The 23,598-nt window shown below is 61.2% G+C and carries 27 protein-coding genes and 1 pseudogene; 22 read left to right on the top strand and 6 right to left on the bottom strand.

The window, feature by feature from the left end; translation table 11 throughout:
* From EJB06_RS23165 to EJB06_RS23105, 14 genes and pseudogenes are all read left to right on the top strand, one after another.
* A partial coding sequence (locus EJB06_RS23165; RefSeq protein ID WP_164558008.1) for an RHS repeat domain-containing protein occupies positions 1 to 255 on the top strand: 255 nt, incomplete at its 5' end.
* Positions 252 to 2,588, top strand: coding sequence for an RHS repeat-associated core domain-containing protein (locus tag EJB06_RS23160; protein ID WP_126076380.1), 2,337 nt, complete (start codon positions 252 to 254; stop codon positions 2,586 to 2,588). The genes EJB06_RS23165 and EJB06_RS23160, both read left to right, overlap by 4 nt.
* Positions 2,561 to 3,133, top strand: a complete 573-nt coding sequence (locus tag EJB06_RS23155) for a hypothetical protein (RefSeq protein WP_126076379.1) — start codon at positions 2,561 to 2,563, stop codon at positions 3,131 to 3,133. Before EJB06_RS23160 ends, EJB06_RS23155 begins: the two co-directional genes overlap by 28 nt.
* 58 nt (positions 3,134 to 3,191) lie before the next feature.
* On the top strand, positions 3,192 to 3,626 hold the full coding sequence (locus EJB06_RS33240; RefSeq protein ID WP_229427232.1) for an RHS repeat-associated core domain-containing protein: 435 nt from the start codon (positions 3,192 to 3,194) through the stop codon (positions 3,624 to 3,626).
* A gap of 88 nt (positions 3,627 to 3,714) precedes the next feature.
* Entirely contained in the window at positions 3,715 to 3,990 is a 276-nt protein-coding gene (locus tag EJB06_RS23145) for a hypothetical protein (protein WP_126076378.1), read from the top strand.
* 53 nt (positions 3,991 to 4,043) lie between these two features.
* Positions 4,044 to 4,388: pseudogene (locus EJB06_RS33235) on the top strand (DUF8616 domain-containing protein); the annotation flags it as partial.
* 119 nt (positions 4,389 to 4,507) lie between these two features.
* The gene (locus EJB06_RS23140; protein WP_126076377.1) at positions 4,508 to 4,711 is read left to right on the top strand and encodes a hypothetical protein; all 204 of its coding nucleotides are present in this window, start codon (positions 4,508 to 4,510) and stop codon (positions 4,709 to 4,711) included.
* A 787-nt stretch (positions 4,712 to 5,498) separates the two neighbouring features.
* A complete protein-coding gene (locus EJB06_RS23135) occupies positions 5,499 to 6,065 on the top strand; it encodes a DUF2889 domain-containing protein (protein ID WP_126076395.1) in 567 nt (188 codons plus the stop codon).
* Positions 6,066 to 6,136: 71 nt separating this feature from the next.
* Positions 6,137 to 7,309 carry an ADP-forming succinate--CoA ligase subunit beta gene (sucC, locus tag EJB06_RS23130; protein ID WP_126076376.1) on the top strand — a complete coding sequence of 391 codons (1,173 nt, stop codon included), beginning with the start codon at positions 6,137 to 6,139 and terminating at the stop codon, positions 7,307 to 7,309.
* A 15-nt stretch (positions 7,310 to 7,324) separates the two neighbouring features.
* On the top strand, positions 7,325 to 8,206 hold the full coding sequence (sucD, locus tag EJB06_RS23125) for a succinate--CoA ligase subunit alpha (RefSeq protein ID WP_099874964.1): 882 nt from the start codon (positions 7,325 to 7,327) through the stop codon (positions 8,204 to 8,206).
* Between the two features lie 305 nt (positions 8,207 to 8,511).
* A complete protein-coding gene (locus EJB06_RS23120; RefSeq protein ID WP_404932258.1) occupies positions 8,512 to 8,946 on the top strand; it encodes a pilin in 435 nt (144 codons plus the stop codon).
* 356 nt (positions 8,947 to 9,302) lie between these two features.
* Entirely contained in the window at positions 9,303 to 9,896 is a 594-nt protein-coding gene (locus EJB06_RS23115; RefSeq protein ID WP_229427231.1) for an FHA domain-containing protein, read from the top strand.
* 213 nt (positions 9,897 to 10,109) lie between these two features.
* The gene (locus EJB06_RS32670; protein WP_126076373.1) at positions 10,110 to 10,559 is read left to right on the top strand and encodes a pilin; all 450 of its coding nucleotides are present in this window, start codon (positions 10,110 to 10,112) and stop codon (positions 10,557 to 10,559) included.
* A gap of 245 nt (positions 10,560 to 10,804) precedes the next feature.
* The gene (locus tag EJB06_RS23105; protein ID WP_126076372.1) at positions 10,805 to 11,257 is read left to right on the top strand and encodes a pilin; all 453 of its coding nucleotides are present in this window, start codon (positions 10,805 to 10,807) and stop codon (positions 11,255 to 11,257) included.
* Positions 11,258 to 11,282: 25 nt separating this feature from the next.
* On the opposite strand, the gene moaC is transcribed toward EJB06_RS23105, so the two are convergent.
* Entirely contained in the window at positions 11,283 to 11,783 is a 501-nt protein-coding gene (gene moaC / locus EJB06_RS23100) for a cyclic pyranopterin monophosphate synthase MoaC (protein WP_126076371.1), read from the bottom strand.
* An 85-nt stretch (positions 11,784 to 11,868) separates the two neighbouring features.
* On the opposite strand from moaC, the gene EJB06_RS23095 reads away from it, so the two are divergent.
* Positions 11,869 to 13,461: a beta-barrel assembly-enhancing protease gene (locus tag EJB06_RS23095; protein WP_370660149.1), complete on the top strand. Its 1,593-nt coding sequence runs from the start codon at positions 11,869 to 11,871 to the stop codon at positions 13,459 to 13,461.
* A 107-nt stretch (positions 13,462 to 13,568) separates the two neighbouring features.
* Here EJB06_RS23095 and EJB06_RS23090 read toward each other — a convergent pair whose 3' ends face one another.
* The 5 genes from EJB06_RS23090 to EJB06_RS23070 all read right to left on the bottom strand — a co-directional run bounded on the left by EJB06_RS23090 (position 13,569) and on the right by EJB06_RS23070 (position 16,928).
* The gene (locus EJB06_RS23090; RefSeq protein ID WP_126076369.1) at positions 13,569 to 14,570 is read right to left on the bottom strand and encodes an Rpn family recombination-promoting nuclease/putative transposase; all 1,002 of its coding nucleotides are present in this window, start codon (positions 14,568 to 14,570) and stop codon (positions 13,569 to 13,571) included.
* A 65-nt stretch (positions 14,571 to 14,635) separates the two neighbouring features.
* Positions 14,636 to 15,262, bottom strand: a complete 627-nt coding sequence (locus tag EJB06_RS23085) for a DUF2946 family protein (protein WP_126076368.1) — start codon at positions 15,260 to 15,262, stop codon at positions 14,636 to 14,638.
* Positions 15,255 to 16,259 carry a YheT family hydrolase gene (locus EJB06_RS23080; RefSeq protein ID WP_126076367.1) on the bottom strand — a complete coding sequence of 335 codons (1,005 nt, stop codon included), beginning with the start codon at positions 16,257 to 16,259 and terminating at the stop codon, positions 15,255 to 15,257. The genes EJB06_RS23085 and EJB06_RS23080 overlap by 8 nt, the downstream gene beginning before the upstream one ends.
* Positions 16,260 to 16,268: 9 nt before the next feature.
* Positions 16,269 to 16,694 carry a YybH family protein gene (locus tag EJB06_RS23075; RefSeq protein WP_126076366.1) on the bottom strand — a complete coding sequence of 142 codons (426 nt, stop codon included), beginning with the start codon at positions 16,692 to 16,694 and terminating at the stop codon, positions 16,269 to 16,271.
* A 39-nt stretch (positions 16,695 to 16,733) separates the two neighbouring features.
* Positions 16,734 to 16,928 (bottom strand): zinc-finger domain-containing protein, encoded by a 195-nt coding sequence (locus EJB06_RS23070; protein ID WP_054268276.1) that lies wholly within the window; start codon positions 16,926 to 16,928, stop codon positions 16,734 to 16,736.
* Between the two features lie 212 nt (positions 16,929 to 17,140).
* Here EJB06_RS23070 and EJB06_RS23065 point away from each other — a divergent pair, with 212 nt between their 5' ends.
* From EJB06_RS23065 to EJB06_RS23035, 7 genes are all read left to right on the top strand, one after another.
* Positions 17,141 to 17,899: an AzlC family ABC transporter permease gene (locus tag EJB06_RS23065; RefSeq protein WP_126076365.1), complete on the top strand. Its 759-nt coding sequence runs from the start codon at positions 17,141 to 17,143 to the stop codon at positions 17,897 to 17,899.
* A complete protein-coding gene (locus tag EJB06_RS23060) occupies positions 17,892 to 18,221 on the top strand; it encodes an AzlD domain-containing protein (RefSeq protein ID WP_126076364.1) in 330 nt (109 codons plus the stop codon). The genes EJB06_RS23065 and EJB06_RS23060 overlap by 8 nt, the downstream gene beginning before the upstream one ends.
* A 62-nt stretch (positions 18,222 to 18,283) precedes the next feature.
* Positions 18,284 to 19,498 carry a phosphoglycerate kinase gene (locus tag EJB06_RS23055; RefSeq protein WP_126076363.1) on the top strand — a complete coding sequence of 405 codons (1,215 nt, stop codon included), beginning with the start codon at positions 18,284 to 18,286 and terminating at the stop codon, positions 19,496 to 19,498.
* A gap of 48 nt (positions 19,499 to 19,546) precedes the next feature.
* Positions 19,547 to 20,995: a pyruvate kinase gene (pyk, locus tag EJB06_RS23050; RefSeq protein ID WP_126076362.1), complete on the top strand. Its 1,449-nt coding sequence runs from the start codon at positions 19,547 to 19,549 to the stop codon at positions 20,993 to 20,995.
* Positions 20,996 to 21,154: 159 nt separating this feature from the next.
* Positions 21,155 to 22,219 (top strand): class II fructose-bisphosphate aldolase, encoded by a 1,065-nt coding sequence (gene fba, locus EJB06_RS23045; protein ID WP_126076361.1) that lies wholly within the window; start codon positions 21,155 to 21,157, stop codon positions 22,217 to 22,219.
* Between the two features lie 103 nt (positions 22,220 to 22,322).
* Complete coding sequence (locus tag EJB06_RS23040; protein ID WP_126076360.1) at positions 22,323 to 22,682, top strand: GFA family protein; 360 nt, start codon at positions 22,323 to 22,325, stop codon at positions 22,680 to 22,682.
* 18 nt (positions 22,683 to 22,700) lie between these two features.
* Positions 22,701 to 23,597 carry a phosphoribosylaminoimidazolesuccinocarboxamide synthase gene (locus EJB06_RS23035; RefSeq protein WP_126076359.1) on the top strand — a complete coding sequence of 299 codons (897 nt, stop codon included), beginning with the start codon at positions 22,701 to 22,703 and terminating at the stop codon, positions 23,595 to 23,597.
* The last annotated feature ends 1 nt before the right edge of the window (position 23,598 follow it).

Genomic DNA, 23,598 nt, shown 5'->3' with positions numbered 1-23,598 from the left:
CAGTACGACGGCGTCGGCCAGGTCAAGACCGTCACGCTGCCGGACCAGAGCGTCATCAACTACACCTACGACGACGCGCACCGTCTGACCGATCTGGTCGATGGTCGCGGCAACAGAATTCACTACGAACTGGACAATATGGGTAACCGAATCAAAGAGGAAGTCAGCGACCCGAGCGGTCAGCTGGCACGCCAGAGCAAGCGCGCGTTCGACGTGCTGAACCGTCTTCAGGAACAGACCGGCGGTGCCCAATGAGCCGCCTGCACACCCGCCTCATCGCCGGCAGCCTTATCGTCACCCTGGCCTACACGCCGCTGCTGGGCAGTATCAATGGCACCGTCGCCGCCGCGCAGACCGTGCCGCAAACGCCAACCCGCTACCAGTACGACGCAGCCGGCAACCTGACGCAAGTCACCGATCCGCTGGGACGGGTAACGAACCAGGCCTACGATGCGCTCGACCGCGTAAAGGAGGTTCAACAGCCCTTGACCGGCGGCGCGCGCCCGACCGTCAAATACGGCTACGACGGCATCGACCAGTTGACCTCGGTGACCGATCCGCGCACTAAGGTAACGCGCTACACCGTCGACGGCCTCGGCAACCAGGCAGAGCTGGGCAGCCCCGATACGGGCGTGACGAAGTCCACCTACGATCTGGCTGGCAATCTGAAAACGAGCACCGATGCCCGGGGCAAAACCAGTACCTACACCTATGATGCGATCAACCGCCTGACCCGAATCGACTTCACAGGCTCCGCCAGCACGATCTTTGAATACGACGGTGGCGCCACTCCGACTCCGAATGCCATCGGCCGCCTGAGCAAGATGACCGATGAATCCGGCAACACCAGCTATGGTTATGACGGCTTCGGGCGCCTGACGACAAAAATCCAGACTGTGGATTCCGCACCGAACAAATTTGTCCAGACGCTGGCTTACGCCTACGATGCGGGCGGCCGATTGACCAGCATGACTTACCCGAGCGGCAACCGGGTCAATTACAGCTACAACGATGCCGGCCAGGTCAGCGGCATCACGCTCAATCCTGTGCAAGCGAGCGGCAGCGGCACCAACACCGGCAGCGGTATCGTTTTGCTCAGCAACATCAGCTACGCACCCTTCGGCGGCACCAGCGGCTGGACCTGGGGGAACAGCACGCCAGCCAGCCCGAACGCCCACGTCCGCAGCTTCGACCTCGATGGCCGCCTCAGCAGCTATACCCTGGGGGCGCCATCGGCCGACGGCGTAGTTCGCACGGTCGTCTACGATGCAGCCAACCGCATCAAGGGATACACCCATACCGGCACCGGTACGGCGCCTGTTCCGGCCACCCTGGACCAAACCTTCGGTTACGACGAACTGAATCGCCTGACCAGCTATAGCGGCAACGGCACCACGCAGGCCTACGGCTACGATGCGAACGGTAACCGAACCAAAGCGACTTTCGGCGCGAACAGCTACGCGAATACCATCGACCCCGACAGCAATAAACTGAGCACGTCCGCCGGTCCGGGACCTGTCAGGACTTTGACCTACGACGGCGCGGGCAACCTCACCAACGACGGCACCCTGGTCGTGACCTATAGCGGACGAGGCCGGCCGTACAGCATCAAGAACGGGGCGGTGNGACGAGGCCGGCCGTACAGCATCAAGAACGGGGCGGTGACGGTGTACCAGCTGTTCAACGGTATCGGGCAGCGCGTGGCGCAGAGCTATGGTGGTGGCATATTCGCGTATGATGAACAGGGGCATACGGTCGGAGAATATAACTTCAGTACCGGCAAGCCGATGCGCGAGACGGTGTACCTGGGCGACCTGCCGGTGGCGGTGCTGACCCAGACGGTGACGGGCACGGTGCCGAGCCAAGTGACGGCCACCAATGTGTTCCACATTCATCCGGATCATTTGGGAACGCCACGGATGATCACGCGCCCGCTCGACAACAAGATTGTGTGGCGCTGGGACAATGGCGATCCGTTCGGGCTGACGCCGCCAATCGAGTATTTCAGCGGCTCAGGCACGTTTACATTCAATTTGCGGATGCCTGGTCAGTACTATGACCGCAACACAAACCTGTTCTACAACTACCATCGGGACTATGATCCGCAGACGGGGCGGTACGTGCAGAGCGATCCGATTGGATTAAATGGCGGTATGAATACATATTCATATGTCGATAGCGATCCCGTCACAAAAGTAGACCCGTTAGGTCTAGCTACAAAGCTATGCAAGGGCTCACCTGACACATATAAGCATATGTGGGTGTGTGGGGACGGATATTGCCATGGATACATGCCTACTGTCGATCCGAGCGCTTCGGCAGCGAAATCAATTCTCAAGGAAATAACCGTTGGGGTTCCAGGCGAGTGGATTTCTCACCCTCTCAAAACGCACGAAAAAAAAGAATACTGTGAGCCAATTGATCCGCCAAGTATAGCCAAGAAATGCGATATGCCGAAATTTGACAAGTGCATGAAGGATAAGACTACTCCCCGGATTTCTGGCACCTACCAAGTTCCGACCAATATGTGTATTCACGAAACTCAATCGACGATCACAGAGTGTTTGATACGCGCGTGTCCCCTTTGAAAATGAAGATCCAAAACAACACTGCCGCAACAATTCTTCTTATAGCATCAGCTATGATATTGTTCGATATTTTTCGTGCGTCCGTAGGCGCCTTAAGTCTAATTGCGCTCAGTGGATTCGAAATATTTATTTTGGTTGAGCTGATGTTTCTGTTTGCTTTGCTTCTTATGAGTTTCTGGCTTTTCAAAAGAGCAGGGATGAGATATAGCTCGCTTTGCCTTATTTTTTCTGCATGGGTATGTGCAGGAGGGGTAATACATAGCGTTGTTGATCGAACCGGAACCGCAATCGCGCAACATTGGAATTCAGAGGTTTCGCAACTTGTAAAAAATGGCCACACTGAGGGAATTTCGCACGTGGAATGGGATGCTGTTTCCTTACCTTCAAAAAATTGCCATATCCTCCGGAAAAAACAGATCGGAATGTTTCCCGAGCTTCTTGAATATGAGGCGGAATGTGAAGGACTGGATAAACGAGTTATTGTTCGCTTATCTATCAATCATCGCTCGGGTATGGCACGCGCATATGTAATGCGACGAGATTAGTCCGCGCAATTACCTTTACAACTACTACAGGGACTATGATCCGCAGACGGGGCGTTACGTGCAGTCAGATCCGATTGGACTAAAGGGTGGTATCAATACGTATGGCTATGTTGGTGGAAACCCGCTGTCGGCAACGGATCCAACCGGATTATCGCCAGAGGATGTGAAAAAAATACAGCAGTCAATCTCCCAAAGTGTTAAAGATATGGTGAACGGTGGACACAGGCGAGCCGGTGATGGATACATCAACGGGCTCGCAAATAACTTCCGGCGATTTTGGACGGATAATTACCAGATTTACGACTGTTGGGATCAAGTTCAATATGTAAATGGTAATTTATCAAATTTACCAACGGACGACGTATGGACATATACGGTAGTTGAGCACCCCGGTCATGCGACGGGGCGTGCAACTTCTAGTAATCCCAAAGATCCCATCATTGACTATGATCCTTGGATCAATAAGATTCAACCGTGCGAGTGCAAGAAATAGGCCCGGAAATGATAAAAAAAATTCTCTTACAGGCACTTGGTTTTGTCGTCTTTTTCTGCGGGATATTTTTTTTATAACGTTGGATGACGTGGACGAAATCGTCAATATTCTGTATCGCATCCTTTCGATTGTGACTTATATAATCGGTGCTCTTCTTCTTACCTATCCATTGGAAGGGGGAAAACGGGCTACGTATTTTGCTTCGGTCGTAACCGCGCCGCTAAGTTTTGCAGGGTCGGTTACGCTGTGGGATTATGTAGGAATGTCGTTGCCATTCATTATGAAGCTGGCGATTTCAATGGGTCTTGCCCTCGGCGCCTCACTGCTGATAATAAAGTACCTGCCGGTACGTAAGAAAGCGTGAGCGGGATTTAGGGAAATCCGAACGAGCGTGGCGGGCAGTACTACAAGGGAGCGGAGGCATGGAGCAAACGTGGTGCATATACGGTCGCAGGTCACGGAAATTCTTGGTTCATGCTTGATCCGAATGGGAAGCGCATATCTCCCGAGCAATTGGCTGACATGATCAGGAATGATAAGAATTGGGCTGGAAGAACCGTCGTTCTCGGTTCGTGCGATAGGGGCAGAGATTGGAAAGGTGGCCCCTGTTTCGCTGAAAAGCTCGCCAAAGCGTTGGGTGTCATCGTTATCGCTCCGACAGACTTTGTTTGGTATAACTTCGATGGTATGAAAGGTTCGGGAGCGACTGCACCAGCACCAGGAACTCTTGGTTCATGGGTCACGAAGGGTAGCTACCCATGAAGCTTAGATCGGTTCTCTTCACTCTGCTTACCATCTCGCGCCACCATACGTTCTGGACACGACAGTACGATGAGTCCGTAAAATGGCTGAGAATAGCTGCGCGGTGCGACGATGTCGGCATGAAGACTGAATTGATCTTGATGCTGATTGATGACGAGTCACAGGCTGGGACGATTTCGGAAATCAACAATTTGTTGCTGCAAATTCGCAGACTTGATATTCCGGCGGCCGAAGAGTATGAGAGGTTGGTCGCCTTACGACGGAAGAATGCGCAAAGCGGGCAGAGTGTCAGTGCCGAAAAACGTACAAGCACCGAGCATTAAGACAGGCCACATCGACTCCGGTTCGCTGGCTTTGCCTGAGGCTTGGGGCGGGTCTGATGTCAAGAACCTGATCAGTTGCACTACACGTGGGCTGGGATCCCGATTCGCTTTCGCCCTTGGATGGCACGGGAGTAGGTCCGACAAACCGGACACGGGCTGATGTGGGTGACGCGGTCAGGCTGACAAACGGATACCGCCTGATGCGTAGCTGGCCCAGCCGTTCGCAAGCTCTTCTTTATTAACAAAAAGAGCCGATCCCAACCCGCTGCTTGCAAGAGCGCGGGTTCCGGTACGGCTTTTAGTTTTAGCGGCTAAAGAAAGGTGCCTATCGTCCTGCCACGGGCGCCACCCGCTTGATGCCGGTCGCCAGCGCCTTGGCCGACGTCGTCCGGAAACGGTATGGGGTCAGGAAAATGGAACGGAAAAAGCACGAGGGCTTCCCACGGCCGGCGCGCCCGGTTACAACGGCGATTATGCGGGCACATCTGAAAAACAGGCTCCAACTGATGCGTAGTAAAGGTTGATGCCGATCCAGGTTCGACTTCCATGGTCGAGTAGAAGCAAAGCTGACTCGGCCAATACCAAAACCACCCCAACCGATGAAATTTCGCGCATCTTGCCCCAAAAAACCATGTTGCAGCGCAACTGGCCTCCCGCATGTGCTAAACTTTTGGGGTTTAAGCAGCGCCGCATGAGCGGTTGTTGCCGTAGAAGCTGCGGCAACGTGCACGATGTGCACACCGGCTGCAACTATTTACGCCGCAATTTCGGCATTGGTCTTGTCTTCATGCCCCTGTCTTCTCCCGTCCCTCGCGCACTGCGGCATACGCGCGCCATCGAAGTCGCAGCGTACGCGCGCGATGATGGCCTGTGGGACCTCGACGCCCGCATCAGCGACATCAAGGTGCGCGATGTCACCCTGGCGTCCGGCGTCCGGAGCGGCGGCACGCCCCTGCACAACCTGCACCTGCGCATCACCATCAACCGCGAACTGACCATCGTCGATGCCGAAGCCGCATCCGATGCCGTTCCCTACCCCGGCTATTGCGATACCATAGCGCCTGCTTACAAAAAATTGATCGGTCTGTCCTTGATGAAAGGCTTTCGCCTTGGCGTCAAAGAGCGGCTGTCCGGCGTGCTCGGCTGCACGCACCTGAGCGAGCTGGCCCAGATCCTGCCGACCGCGGCGATCCAGGCCTACGCCAACGACGTGATCCAGACCCGCGACGGGCCGGGCCACGATCCCTTGCCGGAACGGCCGTTCCAGATCGATAAATGCCATGCCCTGCGTGCCGAGGGTCCCGCCGTCGCGGTGTACTATCCGCGCTGGGTGGCGAAAGCTGTACCGGGTTAGCGACGCTTTCCCGTTTTTTCCGTATTTCAACCGTATTTCTACAAATCAGTATCAGAAGAAGGGAAGCCAGCATGAAAATCCATGAGTATCAAGGCAAAGAAATCCTCCGGCAGTTCGGAGTGACGGTACCGCGCGGCATTCCGTGCTTGTCCGTGGAAGAGGCTGTCAAAGCGGCCGAGACGCTCGGCGGTCCGGTCTGGGTAGTCAAGGCACAGATCCATGCTGGCGGTCGCGGCAAGGGCGGCGGCGTGAAAGTCGCCAAGTCGCTGGAACAGGTCAAGGAATACGCGGAACAGATCCTGGGCATGCAGCTGATCACCCACCAGACCAGCCCGGAAGGCCAGAAAGTGCGCCGCCTGCTGATCGAAGAAGGCGCGGACATCAAGAAAGAACTGTACGTGTCGATGGTCACCGACCGCATCAGCCAGCGCGTGGTCCTGATGGCCTCCTCCGAAGGCGGCATGGACATCGAAGAAGTTGCCCACTCGAACCCTGAAAAAATCCACCAGATCGCGATCGATCCATCGGTCGGCCTGACCGACGCCGAAGCGGACGAGATCTCGGCCAAGATCGGCGTGCCAGCCGAATCGATCGCCGATGCGCGCACCCAGCTGCAAGGCCTGTACAAAGCCTACTGGGAAACCGACGCCTCGCTGGCCGAAATCAATCCGCTGATCCTGACCGGCTCCGGCAAGGTCATCGCGCTCGACGCCAAGTTCAACTTCGATTCGAACGCCCTGTATCGCCAGCCGAACATCGTCGCCTACCGCGACCTGGACGAAGAAGACGCGGCCGAAGTCGAAGCATCCAAGTTCGACCTGGCGTACATCTCGCTCGACGGTAACATCGGCTGCCTGGTCAACGGCGCCGGCCTGGCCATGGCCACCATGGACACCATCAAGCTGTTCGGCGGCGAGCCTGCCAACTTCCTCGACGTGGGCGGCGGCGCAACGGCGGAAAAAGTCACCGAAGCGTTCAAGATCATGTTGAAGAACCCAGGCCTGAAAGCCATCCTGGTCAACATTTTCGGCGGCATCATGCGCTGCGACGTGATCGCCGAAGGCGTGATCACCGCATCGAAGGCGGTGTCCCTGAAAGTGCCGCTGGTCGTGCGCATGAAGGGCACCAACGAAGACATCGGCAAGAAGATGCTGGCCGACTCCGGCCTGCCGATCATCGCCGCCGATACGATGGAAGACGCAGCCAAGGCCGTGGTTGCCGCTGCTGCTGGTCATCAAGCCTAATTCGAAGGAACAAACATGTCGATTCTGATCAATAAAGATACAAAAGTAGTCACCCAGGGGATTACCGGCAAGACCGGTCAATTCCACACCCGTATGTGCCGCGATTACGCGAATGGCAAGGAATGCTTCGTTGCCGGCGTGAACCCGAAGAAAGCCGGCGAAGATTTCGAAGGCATTCCCATTTTCGCCAACGTTGCTGAAGCGAAAAAAGAAACCGGCGCCAACGTGTCGGTCATCTACGTGCCGCCTGCAGGCGCGGCCGCCGCGATCTGGGAAGCCGTCGAAGCCGAACTCGACCTGGCAATCTGCATCACCGAAGGCATTCCCGTGCGCGACATGATGGCGCTCAAGGACCGCATGGCCAAGGCCGGCTCCAAGACCCTGCTGCTCGGTCCCAACTGCCCGGGCCTGATCACCCCTGACGAAATCAAGATCGGCATCATGCCGGGTCACATCCACCGCAAGGGCCGCATCGGCGTGGTGTCGCGTTCGGGCACGTTGACGTACGAAGCGGTCGGCCAGCTGACCGCGCTGGGCCTGGGCCAGTCCTCGGCAGTCGGCATCGGCGGCGACCCGATCAACGGCTTGAAGCACATCGACGTCATGAAGATGTTCAACGACGATCCGGATACCGACGCGGTCATCATGATCGGCGAAATCGGCGGTCCTGACGAAGCCAACGCGGCGTACTGGATCAAGGACAACATGAAGAAGCCGGTGGTCTGCTTCATCGCCGGCGTCACCGCGCCTCCAGGCAAGCGCATGGGCCATGCCGGCGCGCTGATTTCCGGTGGCGCCGACACCGCGCAAGCCAAACTCGACATCATGGAAGCCTGCGGCATCAAGGCCACCAAGAACCCGTCGGAAATGGCGCGTTTGCTGAAAGCCATGCTGTAAACACGCACTGGTAGGTAGCAGTGAGGCAAAGTGGGGAGCTGATCGCTCCCCACTTTGCGTTTACAGCCGCGCATGGCGTTGCCAGGCGCAGTGACGGGAAAGGGCAGGTGAAAATCTGTCACCACTGACATTTTTTGTCATTTGCTGGACGGAAAACGGCAGTAAACATGCTGTACAGAAATTAACTAAGCCAAAAACGGCCAAAAAATAGCTGGCACGGTGTTTGCTCTAACGTAGTCATGGGTAACCCCGGTCGTAGTTCAAAATTTGATGTTTAATCCTTAGGAGAAGTAAAAATGAAATCGATGAAAATGGTTAAAAAAGCACAAGCTGGTTTCACCCTGATCGAACTGATGATCGTTGTTGCAATTATCGGTATTCTGGCTGCTGTTGCTCTGCCTGCGTACCAGGATTACACCGTTCGCGGCCGCGTTGCTGAACTGGCTATCCTGGGCTCGTCGATGAAATCGACCGTCAGCGAAAACATCGCCAACAACGGCGGCAAGCTGGCTGCGGACAACTGCGTGGGCGTGAATCTGCTGACCAAAGCGACCGTCAATACCGAAAAGACCGAATGCGCCGCTGCTACCGGCGTGATCACCGTCACCGGTACCAAGGATAAGGCTCAGGAAGTAAAACTGACCTACACCCCAGACGTCTCCGACGAAGGCGCGGTTGCTTGGAAATGCACCTCTGCTGCCGCCAAGCACAAGTATGTGCCTGCAGAATGCCGTAACTAATCGACTCCAAGTCGGATTCTCTGTGCCGAGCCGGTGTAGTCCAGCCGGCGGCACACGGAAAAAATACCCCCTTGTGGGGTATTTTTTTTGCCTGCGGCACTTGCAGTGAGCCGGTTTCAATTCATAGGCTTGCAAGTGATCGCGCTCTCACAAGCATGATATCCCTTAGTGACAAGCCGTCCGCTCAGGCTGCATGGGCCGTCAATCCGCCTTCGGTATCCCGAGAGCAGGTCAGCGGTCGCGCATGGCGATGAACTTCAGGCGTGAAGTTGTACTGACTGCGAAGGTAGTGAATAATGGGGGAGCAACATGGATTGCTCCCGTCCTGCTTGACGGGTCTTCGAAGGGACGTCAACGTGGCAAAAATAGTCATCATGCGCGATAAGCAGGTTATCCAGGAGGTAGAGCTGGACAAGGACCGCATGACGCTCGGGCGCAAGGTGCATAACGATATCGTCATCGCTCACGCGGCCGTCAGCGGCGAGCATGCCGTGCTGACCTTGATGATGGACGGCGTCTGCCTGGAAGACCAGGGCAGTACCAACGGCACCTATCTGAACGGCCAGCGCATTTCCAGGTGCATGCTGGAGGACCATGACGTCGTCACGGTGGGCAAATGCCAGTTCGAATTCCATGCGGGACCGCGCGCGCACAAGTCCGTCACGCCGGCAGGGGCGGGGGCCACCATCGCCACCATCAGTGTCCGGACGGGCCCGAACGCGGGCAAGGTACTTTCCCTCGATAAGCCGGTGTCGACCCTGGGCCGCCCCGGCGTGCAGGTGGCGGCGATCACGCGGCAAGGCGACGCCTATTTCTTCAGCCATGTGGATGGCCAGCGCGCGCCCCTGGTCAACGGCAGGCCGGTCGGCAAGACCGCCCAACGGCTTGCCGACGGCGATGCGATCGAACTGGCGGGCGTGAATATGGTGTTTGCGCATACGGCCGGCTAATCGCATGCCGCTGTCGCCACGCTCGTCCTGCACACGCCAGATCTGGGGTGACAATTTTAGCGCCACGGCGAGCGCAATTTGTCAGCAAGGTGCCAGGATGCGGCACTTTTCTTTGTCATTGGACATCTTAATTCGCTGATAACTTCAGTTTCTTCTTGGCACGCCCTTTGCTGACCCTGATTGTGTCGAATCAATCATGCATAAGGTCAGTCCATGAACACCCAACCGGTATCGAAGCGTCTGCAAGCGGGCTTCACCCTCATCGAATTGATGATCGTCGTGGCGGTGATCGGCATTCTTGCCGCAGTGGCACTGCCTTCCTACCAGGATTACACGATGCGGGGGCGCGTCAGCGAGCTGGCGATACTGGGCTCGACGATGAAGGTCGGTGTGATGGAGAACATCGTGCATAACGGCGGCGTGATCGGCGCCGGCACCGACAACTGCGTGGGTGTTGCCTTGATCTCGAGCGCAACCCGGAATACCAAAAGCAGCAGCTGCGTTCCGTCGAGCGGCATCATTATTGTGACGGGAACCCCTGCTGCCGGCGACGTGGTCCTGACCCTGACGCCGACCGTCAATACCTCGGGCATCACAGTCTGGAAATGCACAGCCGCAGCGTCCCACTTCAAGTACGTGCCTGCCGAGTGCCGTCAGAGCTGAGTTTCACGCTGGTCCGAAGCGGCGGTCCGCCCGGTCAGCCGGGTTTTGTTCACATGCTGTTCAATATTGTGGAACCTGCGCCGCCGGCGCTGGTCGAACAGGTATGCATGAGCAGCGCGGACACTCGGGAACCACGCGGTCGCCATACTCCCTGAGCGCAACACCTCCCCTTGTTCATTGCTGGTGCCGTCGTCACGGTGGCGGCGGCGCCTTTGCCGAGTTACCTCACCACAAGGGAGCAAAAAATGAACGCAATATCCATCGTCCGTACCCGGCCGCAAGGCGGCTTCACGCTCGTTGAACTGATGGTCGTCATCGCCATCATCGGCATCCTGGCCGCGTTTGCGATTCCGGCCTACCAGGAATACGTGGCCAGATCGAAGGTCGGCGCGGCTGTCGCCGAGGCGGCCGGCGGCAAGATCGGCATCGACACCGACATCATGAACACGCCGTCCATGGACGCGGCCAAGACCCTGGAAGCGACACGCCTGACCGAGCAAACCCCGAATTGCACCATCAGCGTGACCGAAGCCAAGGAAGGCGTGGCCGACATCATCTGCACGATCAAGGGCGGGCCGGCCGGCGTGGCCAACAAAAAAATCACCTGGTCGCGCACCGCCGCCGGCAAGTGGTCCTGCCTCGCGCTCGACATCGAGGAGAAGCTTGCCTCGATCGCCTGCCCGGTCAAGAAGGCCTGAGGCGGCCGGTCCGCAACAGGGCCTGTTATTCCGCCAGCGCCGCGTGCCAGCTACCGGACTTGCCGCCCTGTTTCTCCAGCACCCGCACGTTGGTCATGACCATGCCGCGGTCGACTGCCTTGCACATATCGTAAATCGTCAGCAGGCCGACCTGGACCGCAGTGAGCGCTTCCATCTCGACCCCGGTCTTGCCGACCGTTTCGACCTGGGCGCGGCAGTGCACGCTGCTGGCCGCTTCGTCCACCTCGAAGTCGACGGCGACCCGGGTGATTGCCAGCGGATGGCACAGCGGCACGAGCTCGCTGGTTTTCTTGGCGCCCATGATGGCGGCAATCCGCGCAATGCCGAGCACGTCGCCCTTGTTGGCGCTGCCCGACACCACCAGCGCCATGGTGGCCGGCTGCATGCGGATGGTGCCGGCGGCCACGGCGATGCGGTGGGTATCGCTCTTGGCGGCGACGTCGACCATGTGGGCCTGGCCGCTGGCGTCGAAATGGGTAAGCTGGTCGTTCTGGGAGGTGGTCATCGGTTCAAAGGGTGGTCAAGGCTGCAAGATCGGTGATTTATCGGCGCTGCTGCGAGGCTGGCGCACTTGCGGTTATCATAGCACCGTGAAATCCAAAACCGCTCCATTCACCCCGCGTCCGCCGCGCCGTTCGCCTGCGCGCGCGCTGCTTGCCCTCGCCCTGACGACGGCGCTCGGCGGCTTGGCGTCCTCGGCGCCGGCGCAGACCAATCTCAACGCCACCAGCCTGCCGACCCTGGGCGACACCGCGCGCGAAGACCTCTCGCCCGTGCTGGAACGCCGGCTCGGCGAAGAAATCATGCGCGACATTAAGCAGGACCATGATTTCCTCGACGACGATCCGATCCTCGAATACCTCAACGCCTTCGGCAGCGGCCTGGTCGCCTCCTACCCCGGCGCGCGCGGCGAGACGAATGCCGATTATTACTTCTTCGCCGTGCGCGATCCGATGCTCAACGCCTTCGCGCTGCCGGGCGGCTTCATCGCCGTGCACTCGGCGCTGTTGCTGGCGGCCCAGAGCGAGTCCGAACTGGCCTCGGTCATGTCGCACGAAATCGGCCACGTGGCGCAGCGCCACATCGCGCGCATGCTGGGCCAGCAAAAGCAGGACGCGCTGATCCCGCTGGCGGCCATGATCCTGGCCGCGCTCGCTTCCAAGGGCGGCTCGGATGCCGCCATGGGCGTGTTCATGGGCGGGCAGGGCTTGCAGATCCAGCGCCAGCTCAACTTCAGCCGCGACGCCGAACGCGAAGCGGACCGCATCGGTTTCCAGATCATGAGCGCGGGCGGCTACGATACCTCGGGCATGGTGGCGTTTTTCGGGCGCATGCAGGCGGCCAGCCGGGTCTACAGCGACCTGATGCCGGCCTACCTGCGCAGCCACCCGCTGACCTCGGAGCGCATTTCCGACATCCAGGCGCGCATCCGCGAGATTCCCTACCGCCAGCGCGTCGACAGCCTGGAGTTTCACCTGGTGCGCGCCCGCGCCCGCGTGCTGCAGGACGAAAGCACGCAGGGCAGGGTGGAAGCCGGCGCGTTTTTCGACGCCCAGCTGACCCAGCAGAGCCGCCAGCAGCAGGCCGGCGCCCAGTACGGGCTGGCCTTCCTGGCGCTGAAAAAAGGCGAACTGGCCAAGGCCCAGACCTGGCTCGACAAGGCGCGCGGCACCATGCGCCCGGCCGAGGGCGCGGTGTTTTCGACGGGGCAAGCCAGTTCCGACGGCGCCGCCATGTTTGCCAGCATGGCGCTGGACATCAAGCTGGCGGCCGGCCAGCCGGCGCCGGTCAAGCTGCTGGCGCTCAAGGAAGCCGACCAGGCGCACCTGCGCTATCCGCTCTCGCGCGGGATTGCGCGCCAGTACGCCGATGCGATGATCGTCAACGGCAAGCTCGACGAGGCCGCACGTTTCCTGCGCGACCAGGTGCAGCTGTACCGCGACGAGCCGAAACTGCACGAGTTGCTGGCCAAGACCTACGCCGCCCAGGGCAAGATCGCCTTGCAGCATCTGGCGCTGGCCGAGTCGTACGCCCTCAGCGGCGGCATGCTGGCCGCGCTCGACCAGCTGAGCATCGCGCGCAAGGCCAGCGATGCCTCGTTCTACGACATGGCCGTCATCGACGCCCGCGAACGCGAATTGCAGGCGCGCCGGCGCGAAGAAATGAAAGACGCCAAGAAATAAGGGTCGGGCATCGGCAGGGTAGGCGTGCGGAGCGGCGCTGCCGCCGGGTGACGCTCGCACAGCTCCCTGCCGAGTCGCCAGCGCCCGCTTTGTGCAAAACGCCGACCTCAGCCGGGCTTGCCTTGGGCGGCCGCGCCATCCTCGCCAAATATCGACGACAGGCTGGGTGCAATCAGGCTGTGATCGAACCACTGTTCAAGCTGCGCCTGCGAGGCCTGGCCGATGCGCTGCGCCACCGGCTCCGGCACAGCGCCGAAGCGCCCGCGCAACAGGCTCAGAAGCGCCCTGCGCAGCGCGATCGACTGCCCCTCCTGCACGCCTTCGGCGCAACCCTTCCTGAAGCCGGCCTCCTCGATCTGTTCGGCCCACGTTCCGACTTTACCTTCCATTTCAGACACCTCCTGCGCACTGTCCATGTCAAACAATCCAGTGTTGCCGGTTGCACGCGCCAGCAAGGCGGCGATCCATTTCTGCACCGAAGTCCGCAGGCTGGTTTGGGACGACCCCTTGTACCAGGTCGCCAGGGCCGGCAAGACATCGTCTGAGACCTCGGAAAAGACGGACAGTTCAAGCCGGAACAGCAGCGCCAGCAAGTCGGCATTCGCTGCCAGCGCCGTCTTGTCCAGCCGCTGCTGGTCGATCAGCACGTAGCGCTGGGAGGGCTGCAAGGCCGCCAGTTCGGCCGGCGTTTCCATGAGCAATTGCGCCAGGTCCATGCTGGCGTTCCAGCGCGGCGCGCCGTTGTAGAACACCAGCGGCAGGACCGGCGGCAGCAGCATGCCCGGCGAAAATTCGTGGCGCCTGACCAGATCCTGGTACAGCAGGCCGATATACGTTTGCATGCGCAAGGCCATCCAGCGGTCCACGCCGGACTGGCATTCAAGCAGGATGTAGACATACAAAAACTGGTCGCCAAGCCGGACGCGCCAGACGACGTCGCCCTGGCGCGCCGACAGATGCTCGCTCACATACGCGGCATTGACGCGTTCGAACGCGGACAGGGCAAGGCCGTCAAACAGGGTGAAGGGCGTAAACCCCGTGATCAGTTCGCGCACCAGTTCCGGGTGGGCGAACAGCGAACGATATCCGAGGTCGTGAGCGGCAGTCATGAGGCATTCTAAGGAGCCAATCTGCCGAGGATTTGTGCTGGATCAATCGTGCGCGCGGCGCGTCGTCAAGCCGCCCGGACCGGATCCGTGCCGCCGTCCGCGCCCGATGGCGCGGGCATCCGAACGAAGCGCAACTGCGCCGCCAGCTCGGCGCGCGCGATGCGTTCGACCGGCGCCGCCCGGCCCTGGTAGCGCAGGGTCAGCTGGCCCGCGGCGCCATCGAGCCAGGCCATCAGCGCTTCATCGCTGGCGCGCTGGCCGTCGATCTCCAGCGCCGCCATCAGCTGCGCCACGTCGCGGTCGTCGACCTGCGCGATCTTGCCCGCGCTGTCGACGATCAGTTCGCCATTTTCGGTCATCCAGGCGCGCGCGATGGCCGCCACCGGCTCGCCCGTGTGCAGCACCAGCCCGTGCGCCGGGTCGGTGCGCGCAATGAAGGGTGTCGCTTCCAGGTTCACGAACACGCGCTGCGGCCCGTTCTGGAAGAACCAGCAGCCGCGCTCGTCGGACAGGTAATTGCGATTGATAAAACCCAGCAGCGCCAGCTGCACCACCTTGTCGCCCGCCAGGTCCAGATGCTGCGCGCGCTCGTCGCGCATGCGCCAGTTGCCGCGCGCGTCGAGCGCCAGCCAGCCGTAGCAATGCGGCACGTCCGGCCATTTGGCCATCGCTTTTTTGACAATATCATCCATGGGCGGCAGCTTCGCACAGTTCGTCCGCGCCTGGCGCGCGGGTCGCGGCGCCGGTTCCGCCGGCGGCGTCGAAAAACGCCAGGATGCGGCGCGGCAGCCAGTCCAGCCGTCCGGGCGGATGCCCGACAGCAAAGCCGACATGCCCGCCATGCGCCGGATACTCCAGGGTCACCGCGTTCGATGCGCTGTGCGGCAGGTACTTGCCCGGCAAGAAGGGATCGTTGCGCGCATTGAGCACCAGGGTCGGCACGGTGATATCGCCCAGCACGTGCTTGGCGCTGGCCCGGTTCCAGTAATCGTCGGTGTCGCGGTAGCCGTGCAGCGGCGCGGTGACCACATTGTCGAAGGCGTACAGGTCGCGCGCCCGCAGCAGCGCTTCGCGGTCGAACAGTCCCGGAAACTGCGCCAGCTTGGCCAGGCACTTCGGCTTGAGCGTCTTGAGGAACATGCGCGTGTACACCATGTTCAGGCCCGAGGACAGCGCCTCGCCGCCGCGCGCCAGGTCGAGCGGGGCCGAGACCGCCACCGCCGCATCGACGATGCCGGCCCGGCTTTGCGATTCGCCCAGCCAGCGCAGCAGCGCATTGCCCCCCAGCGAGACCCCGGCCACGTACAGTTGTCCGTGAGTGCGCGCGCGCAGGCGCCGCACGATCCAGTCGACCTCGCCCGCGTCGCCCGAGTGGTAAAAGCGCGGCGCCCGGTTCGGTTCGCCCGAGCAGCCGCGGAAATGCGGCACCGCACCCGACCAGCCGCGCGCGGCGACAGCGGCCATCAGGGCGCGCGCGTAATGGCTGGCGGACGAGCCTTCCAGCCCGTGGAACAGCACCACCAGCGGCTTGCCCGCTTCGCCGTCGACCAGGTCGACATCGACGAAGTCGCCGTCCTGAGCCTCCCAGCGTTCGCGCCGGAACGCCACCGCCGGTCTGCCGATGGCGACGGCGGGAAACATGGTCTGCAGGTGCCCGCCGGGCAGCCAGAGCGGCGCTTGATAAGGCATCGGCGCCGGTCAGTGCAGGCTGGAGGCCGGATGCTCGTGCGCCGGCACCGCGCCCGGCGCCACCGACACATGGTGCAGCACGATGCGCCAGCCCTGCGGCGTCTTGATGTACACATTGGTGGCGATCAGGTGCGCCGGCTCGCTGCCGCTCGAGGTCACGCCCTCGATCACGGTATGCACCGAACTCATCAAGTTGTGCGTTTCGTGCAGCTGCGAGGGCCGGATGTGCAGCCCGCCCCGCTCCAGGATCGCTTCCCACGAGGCCTGGATCGCCGCATGCCCGTGCAGGCGCGGCCCGCCCGGGTGGATGCAGACGATTTCCTCGTCGTCGGCCCAGAGCAGCATCAGCGCGTCGATATCCCCGCGATTGAGCGCTTCATAGAAGGCGGCTTCGACCTCGGCCGCGCTACCGTTGAGTTGTTTGCCTCGTTTCATGCGGGCCTCGGCGAAGTGGGGGAGGGGACTTGCTGGTGCTTAGTGGTGCGCCATCACCGTACCCGGCTTCAGGCGGTATTCGGTGCCGCAGTACGGACACTTGGCCAGGCCGTCATGGCCGAAATCGAGGAAGACGCGCGGATGCGACGACCACAGCGGCATCGCCGGATTCGGGCAATGGGCCGGCAAGTCTTTGTCGCCGAGTTCTACCGCTGGCGTTTTCGTGGCGTTCATGGATTCTCCGTCAGGCATGCAAAACCTCGATTTTAGCGGATTCGGGCAATTAGCCGAAATGATCGGTAAAATAGTCGCACTACAATACGGCCGCGTTCGCTTGTTTCCCTATGAAAACAGGCCTTCCGGCGACCACACTGATTGCGCTTCATGCCAGACCGCATTGCTTCATTCGTACCAGCCGCCCGACCAAATTGTGGCAAGAAAACCACATGAATGACGTCACTCCGCCCCCGGCCGCGCTGCGTCCTCCCGATGAAGACAAGGCCATCTGGCGCGAAGCGTTCAAGACCGGCCTGCCGACCCTGTTCGGCATCGGCGCCTGGGGCCTGGTGGTGGGCATTGCGATGGTCAAGAGCGGCCTGACGGTGCCGCAGGCGCTGGGCATGACCCTGATCGTGTTCGGCGGCTCGGCCCAGCTCGCCTCGCTCCCGCTGATCGTGGCCGACGCCCCGATCTGGGTGGTGTTCGCCACCGCGCTGGTGGTCAACCTGCGCTTCGTCATCTTTTCCGCCTTGTTGGCGCCGCACTTCGCCCATTTGCCATGGCAAAAGCGCTTCCTGCTCGGCTATACGGCGGGCGACCTGACCGTGGCCCTGTTCCTGCAGCGCTTCCCCAGCGAAGAACCGGCCCCGGGCAAAGTGTCCTACCTGAAGGGCTTGCTGTATCCGAACTGGGTTTCCTGGCAGGTCGGCTCGATCGCCGGCGTGTTCCTGGGCAGCGCGGTCCCGACCGAGTGGGGCCTGGGCTTTGCCGGCACCCTGGCCATCTTGTGCATCATGATTCCCCTGACCATCAATCGCGCGGCCCTGTGCGGCGTGCTGGTGGCCGGCACCACGGCGGTGCTGGCCTACGAACTGCCCTACAAGCTGGGCTTGCTGGCGGCGGTGCTGCTCGGCATGCTGACCGCCATGGCGGTCCAGGCGCTCAATGAAAAACGCCTCGCCGCCAAGGGAGAAACCCGTGTCTGACGTCGAAATCTGGATCACCATCATCGCCCTGGCCTTCGCCACCGCCGCCACCCGCAGCTCGTTCTGGCTGATCGGCCACCACATCACCATCCCCAGGAAAGTCCAGGAAATGCTGCGCTTCGCCCCGGCCTGCGCGCTGGCGGCGATCATCGCGCCCGACCTGGTGCTTGCCAACTCCGGGCAACTGCAATTGGGACTGGATAACTACAAACTGATCGCCGGCCTGGCCGCGACCGGCTATTACCTGCTCCGAAGAAATATGCTTGAAACCATCATTTTCGGCATGCTGTTCTTTACCGCCCTGCGCATCGGTTTACAGTAGGGTTTTCGGGCTGGGCTTGCGGTAAAATAGCGTTCTTTCATCATTCGACTCGTGGATCGCCCATGCACGCTGTGCTCAATTTCACCCGTTTGCAAGACCTGATCGACCAAAACGCCCTGCAAGGCAAGCGCGTGTTCATCCGCGCCGACCTCAACGTGCCGCAAGACGACGCCGGTAACATTACCGAAGACACGCGCATCCGCGCTTCGGCCCCGGCGATCGCCGCCGCCGTCAAGGCGGGCGCCGCGGTCATGGTCACCTCGCACCTGGGCCGTCCGACCGAAGGCGAATTCAAGCCCCAGGACAGCCTGGCGCCGGTCGCCGCGCGCCTGTCCGAACTGCTGGGCCAGCCGGTCGAACTCAAGCAAAACTGGGTCGATGGCGCCGGTCTGGAGACCCTCGCGCCGGGCCAGATCGTGCTGCTCGAAAACTGCCGCGTCAACAAGGGTGAAAAGAAGAATGCGGATGAACTGGCCCAGAAAATGGCCAAACTGTGCGATATCTACGTGAACGATGCCTTCGGCACCGCCCACCGCGCCGAGGCGACCACCCACGGCATCGCCAAGTTCGCGCCGGTGGTGTGCGCCGGCCCGCTGCTGGCCGCCGAACTGGACGCGCTGGGCAAGGCGCTGGGCGCGCCCAAGCGTCCGCTGCTGGCCATCGTGGCCGGTTCCAAGGTCTCGTCCAAGCTGTCGATCCTGAAAGCCCTGGCCGACAAGGTCGACAATCTCATCGTCGGCGGCGGCATCGCCAACACCTTCATGCAAGCCGTCGGCCTGAACATCGGCAAGTCGCTGGTCGAAGCCGAGCTGGTGCCGGAAGCGAAGGCCATCATCGAGATGATGGCCGCGCGCGGCGCCCAGGTGCCGATTCCCGTCGACGTCGTGTGCGCCAAGGAATTCTCGCCAACGGCGGCGGCCACCGTCAAGGACGTGGCCGACGTCGCTGACGACGACATGATCCTCGACATCGGCCCGAAAACCGCCGCCACCCTGGCCGCGCAGATCGTCGGGGCCGGCACCATCGTCTGGAACGGCCCGGTCGGCGTGTTCGAATTCGACCAGTTCGGCGAAGGCACCAGGACGCTGGCGCTGGCGATTGCCGATTCCAAGGCGTTTTCCATCGCCGGCGGCGGCGACACGCTGGCCGCGATTGCAAAATACGCGATCGGCGATAAAATTGGCTATATCTCCACGGGCGGTGGCGCCTTCCTCGAATTCCTCGAAGGAAAAACCCTGCCGGCAGTCGAAATCCTGTTACAACGCAGCTCCCAGTAAGCCCACAGCGCAGCCCTCCCGGCTGCGCTTTCACTTCAAGGATCCTCTATGTTTCGTGGTACCAAGATCGTCGCAACGATTGGCCCGGCTTCGACCGACTTCGATATTCTCGTCCGCATGATCGAGGCGGGGGTCGACGTGGTCCGGCTGAATTTTTCGCATGGCAAGGCGCAGGATCATATCGACCGCGCCAACCTGGTGCGGCGCGCCGCCGCCCAGTGCGGCCGCGAAGTGGCGATCATGGCGGACATGCAGGGTCCCAAGATTCGTGTCGGTAAATTTGAACAGGGCAAGATTGTCCTGGAAAACGGCGACAAGTTCATCCTCGACGCCAAGTGGGGCGAAAACGGCGAACTGGGCAACCAGGAACGCGTCGGCCTCGACTACAAAGCCTTGCCGCGCGACGTGCGTCCGGGCGACAAGCTGCTGCTCAACGACGGCCTGATCGTGCTGGTGGTCGAGCGCATCCTCGGCCACGAGATTTTCACCGTGGTCAAGGTCGGCGGCGAGCTGTCCAACAACAAGGGCATCAACCGCCAGGGCGGCGGCCTGACCGCGCCGGCCCTGACCGCCAAGGACATGGAAGACATCAAGACGGCCATGAGTTTCCAGGCCGACTACCTCGCCATTTCCTTCCCGAAAAGCGCGACCGACATGGAAATGGCGCGCCAGCTGGCCAATATCGCCGGCGAACCCTTCCACCACAAGCCGATGATGATCGCCAAGATCGAGCGCGCCGAAGCGATTCCCGTGCTGCAGGAAATCCTGGACGCCTCCGACGGCATCATGGTCGCGCGCGGCGACCTGGCCGTGGAAGTCGGCAACGCCGCCGTGCCGGCGCTGCAAAAGCGCATGATCCGCATGGCGCGCGAATCGAACAAGCTGGCCATCACCGCCACCCAGATGATGGAATCGATGATCGTCAACGCCGTGCCGACCCGGGCCGAAGTGTCGGACGTCGCCAACGCCGTGCTGGACGGCACCGACGCCGTCATGACCTCGGCCGAAACCGCGTCCGGCCGCTACCCGATCGAAACCGTCGAGATGATGGCCGCGATCTGCCTGGAAGCCGAGCAGTCCGAGTACAACAAGCTCGACGCCGATTTCCTCAACGTGACGTTTACCCGCATCGACCAGTCGATCGCCTACGGCGCCCTGTTTACCGCGCACCACCTGCGCGTGAAAGCCATCGTGGCCCTGACCGAATCCGGTTCGACCGCCCTGTGGATGAGCCGTCACAGCATCGACACGCCGATCTACGCCCTCACGCCGAGCACCACCACGCACCGCAAGGCCTCGCTGTACCGCAATGTGCGCGCCTACAACCTGCTGCAGGAAGGCGACAGCTCGGCGGTGCTCAGGCAGGCCGAGGATTTGATGGTCGCCAAGGGCATCGTCAAGAAGGGTGACATGATCGTCGTCACCTGGGGCGAGCCTATGGGGCAGGTCGGCGGCACCAACGCACTGAAGATCGTGCGCGTCGGCGAATTCAGTTAATCTCAAGGCCGCGTTCCTGGGGGGCGCGGCTAGTACCGATTTTTGCGGCGGCGGCTCAATCACAGCCGCCGCCGCCGCCGTCCACCAGCGTTGCGCGCTATCCGCGCGGTCTGCGCTCTTCGTGGCGGCACCCAGGTTTCTATTGTTTGGAGTATTACCATGTCCCTCGTATCCATGCGTCAACTGCTGGACCATGCCGCCGAAAACGGTTATGGCCTGCCTGCGTTTAACGTCAACAACCTCGAACAGGTCCAGGCCATCATGGCTGCCGCCGACGCGGTCAATTCCCCGGTCATCATGCAAGCGTCCGCCGGCGCCCGCAAATATGCCGGCGAAGCCTTCCTGCGCCACCTGATCGACGCCGCCGTCGAAGCCTACCCGCACATTCCGATCGTCATGCACCAGGATCACGGCCAGTCGCCGGCGGTCTGCATGACCGCGATCCGCTCCGGCTTCACCTCGGTGATGATGGACGGCTCGCTCGAAGCCGACGGCAAGAGCGTCGCTTCCTACGAATACAACGTCGACGTCTCGCGCGAAGTGGTCAAGTTCGCGCACTCGATCGGCGTGACAGTCGAAGCCGAACTGGGCGTGCTCGGTTCGCTCGAAACCATGAAGGGCGACAAGGAAGACGGCCACGGCGCCGACGGCCTGATGACCCGCGAACAGCTGCTGACCGACGTGGCCCAGGCCGCCGACTTCGTGCAGCGCACCCAGTGCGACGCGCTGGCGATCGCCATCGGCACCTCGCACGGCGCCTACAAGTTCACGCGCAAGCCGACCGGCGACATCCTCGCCATCGACCGCATCAAGGAAATCCACGCGCGCATCCCGAACACCCACCTGGTGATGCACGGTTCCTCGTCGGTGCCGCAGGAATTGCTGGCGATCATCCGCGAATTCGGCGGCGACATGAAGGAAACCTACGGCGTGCCGGTCGAAGAAATCCAGGAAGGCATCCGTCACGGCGTTCGCAAGATCAATATCGACACCGACATCCGCCTGGCCATGACCGCCGCCGTGCGCAAGTACATGTTCGAAAACCCGTCCAAGTTCGACCCGCGCGACTTCCTGAAGCCCGCCCGCGAAGCGGCAACCGACGTGTGCAAGGCGCGCTTCCTGTCGTTCGGCTGCGAAGGCCAGGCCTCGAAGATCAAGGTCATCACCATGGACAAGATGGCCGAGCGTTACAAAAACGGCGAGCTGGCACAGATCGTGAAGTAAACAAGTAAACTGTAGGCCGAACAAACCGTCACACCCGCACGCGCCTTTGGGCGCGTGTGTTTTTGCCCTGTCACAAACGCTGTTTTTTTGACCATCTTTCATCATGTACTCAGGCAGCTGCCTCTGCGGCGCGGTCCGCTACGAAATCCACGGCGATGTTGACGACACCAGCATCTGCTGGTGCACCATGTGCCAGAAGCAGCATGGCGCGGCCAACGGCCCGTATGCCAACGTGGCATCAAGCGAGCTGCGCATCGTCGCCGGTGCCGACGCGATCGCGCGCTACGCGTCCTCGCCCGGTGTCGAGCGTACGTTCTGCGGCGTGTGCGGCGCCAACCTGACCTGGCAGATGGCCGCGCACAGCGAGCGTATCGCCGTCACCCTCGGCACCTTCGACACGCCCTACGAAGGCCGGGTGACGCATGAATTGCATACCGATAGCAAGCCGGGCTGGCTGCCCTAACCACCTCCAAGGATTCACATGTCTGGCGTTCTCGAAACAAACCTGAAGTCCCTGCCTTTCCTGCACCGTGGGAAAGTACGCGACATTTACGCCGTCGGCGACGACAAGCTGCTGGTCATCCAGACCGACCGCCTGTCCGCCTTCGACGTCATTTTGAATGAGCCGATCCCCGAAAAGGGCAAGATCCTGACGGCCATGTCCAATTTCTGGTTCGCCAAGTACAAGGACCTGATGCCCAACCACGACACCGGCATCGACCCGGTCTCGCTGGTCTCGCCTGACGAGCGCGCGCAGGTCGAAGGACGCGCCATCGTGGTCAGGAAGATGACCCCGCTGGGCATCGAAGCCATCGTGCGCGGTTACCTGATCGGTTCCGGCTGGAAGGATTACCAGAAGACCGGCAAGGTCTGCGGCATCGACCTGCCGGCCGGCCTGCAGGAAGCGCAAAAATTGCCGACCGTATTGTTCACGCCATCGACCAAGGCCCCGGCCGGCGCCCATGACGAAAACATTTCCTTCGACGAAGCCCAGAAGATCGTCGGCGCCGACATCGCCACCCAGGTGCGCGACTACGCGATCAAGCTCTACACCGCCGCCGCCGAATACGCGGCCACGCGCGGCATCATCATCGCCGACACCAAGTTCGAATTCGGCCTGGACCAGCACGGCACCGTGCACCTGATCGACGAAATCCTCACGCCCGACTCCTCGCGCTTCTGGCCGATGTCGAGCTACCAGGTCGGCATGTCGCCGCCGTCCTACGACAAGCAGTTCGTGCGCGACTACCTGGAAACCCTGAGCGACTGGAACAAGGCCGCACCGGCCCCGGCCGTGCCGGATGACGTCATCGCCAACACCCGCGCCAAGTACGTCGAAGCGCTCGAACGCCTGACCGGCGACACCCTGAAGGCTTGAT

The organism is Massilia atriviolacea (genome assembly GCF_003953935.1).
GTDB classification, from domain to species: domain Bacteria; phylum Pseudomonadota; class Gammaproteobacteria; order Burkholderiales; family Burkholderiaceae_D; genus Telluria_A; species Telluria_A atriviolacea.
The sequence above is the reverse complement of the archived record's forward strand: the minus strand, read 5'-3'. Positions and strand labels throughout refer to the sequence as shown.

What these genes read in the sequence shown, in the direction of transcription:
- EJB06_RS23140 (WP_126076377.1), top strand. Translation starts at nt 4,508, where the DNA reads ATGAAGACTGAATTGATCTTGATGCTGATTGATGACGAGTCACAGGCT.
- EJB06_RS23135 (WP_126076395.1), top strand. Translation starts at nt 5,499, where the DNA reads ATGCCCCTGTCTTCTCCCGTCCCTCGCGCACTGCGGCATACGCGCGCC.
- sucC (WP_126076376.1), top strand. Translation starts at nt 6,137, where the DNA reads ATGAAAATCCATGAGTATCAAGGCAAAGAAATCCTCCGGCAGTTCGGA.
- sucD (WP_099874964.1), top strand. Translation starts at nt 7,325, where the DNA reads ATGTCGATTCTGATCAATAAAGATACAAAAGTAGTCACCCAGGGGATT.
- EJB06_RS23120 (WP_404932258.1), top strand. Translation starts at nt 8,512, where the DNA reads ATGAAAATGGTTAAAAAAGCACAAGCTGGTTTCACCCTGATCGAACTG.
- EJB06_RS32670 (WP_126076373.1), top strand. Translation starts at nt 10,110, where the DNA reads ATGAACACCCAACCGGTATCGAAGCGTCTGCAAGCGGGCTTCACCCTC.
- EJB06_RS23105 (WP_126076372.1), top strand. Translation starts at nt 10,805, where the DNA reads ATGAACGCAATATCCATCGTCCGTACCCGGCCGCAAGGCGGCTTCACG.
- moaC (WP_126076371.1), bottom strand. Translation starts at nt 11,783, where the DNA reads ATGACCACCTCCCAGAACGACCAGCTTACCCATTTCGACGCCAGCGGC.
- EJB06_RS23090 (WP_126076369.1), bottom strand. Translation starts at nt 14,570, where the DNA reads ATGACTGCCGCTCACGACCTCGGATATCGTTCGCTGTTCGCCCACCCG.
- EJB06_RS23085 (WP_126076368.1), bottom strand. Translation starts at nt 15,262, where the DNA reads ATGGATGATATTGTCAAAAAAGCGATGGCCAAATGGCCGGACGTGCCG.
- EJB06_RS23080 (WP_126076367.1), bottom strand. Translation starts at nt 16,259, where the DNA reads ATGCCTTATCAAGCGCCGCTCTGGCTGCCCGGCGGGCACCTGCAGACC.
- EJB06_RS23075 (WP_126076366.1), bottom strand. Translation starts at nt 16,694, where the DNA reads ATGAAACGAGGCAAACAACTCAACGGTAGCGCGGCCGAGGTCGAAGCC.
- EJB06_RS23070 (WP_054268276.1), bottom strand. Translation starts at nt 16,928, where the DNA reads ATGAACGCCACGAAAACGCCAGCGGTAGAACTCGGCGACAAAGACTTG.
- EJB06_RS23065 (WP_126076365.1), top strand. Translation starts at nt 17,141, where the DNA reads ATGAATGACGTCACTCCGCCCCCGGCCGCGCTGCGTCCTCCCGATGAA.
- EJB06_RS23055 (WP_126076363.1), top strand. Translation starts at nt 18,284, where the DNA reads ATGCACGCTGTGCTCAATTTCACCCGTTTGCAAGACCTGATCGACCAA.
- pyk (WP_126076362.1), top strand. Translation starts at nt 19,547, where the DNA reads ATGTTTCGTGGTACCAAGATCGTCGCAACGATTGGCCCGGCTTCGACC.
- fba (WP_126076361.1), top strand. Translation starts at nt 21,155, where the DNA reads ATGTCCCTCGTATCCATGCGTCAACTGCTGGACCATGCCGCCGAAAAC.
- EJB06_RS23040 (WP_126076360.1), top strand. Translation starts at nt 22,323, where the DNA reads ATGTACTCAGGCAGCTGCCTCTGCGGCGCGGTCCGCTACGAAATCCAC.
- EJB06_RS23035 (WP_126076359.1), top strand. Translation starts at nt 22,701, where the DNA reads ATGTCTGGCGTTCTCGAAACAAACCTGAAGTCCCTGCCTTTCCTGCAC.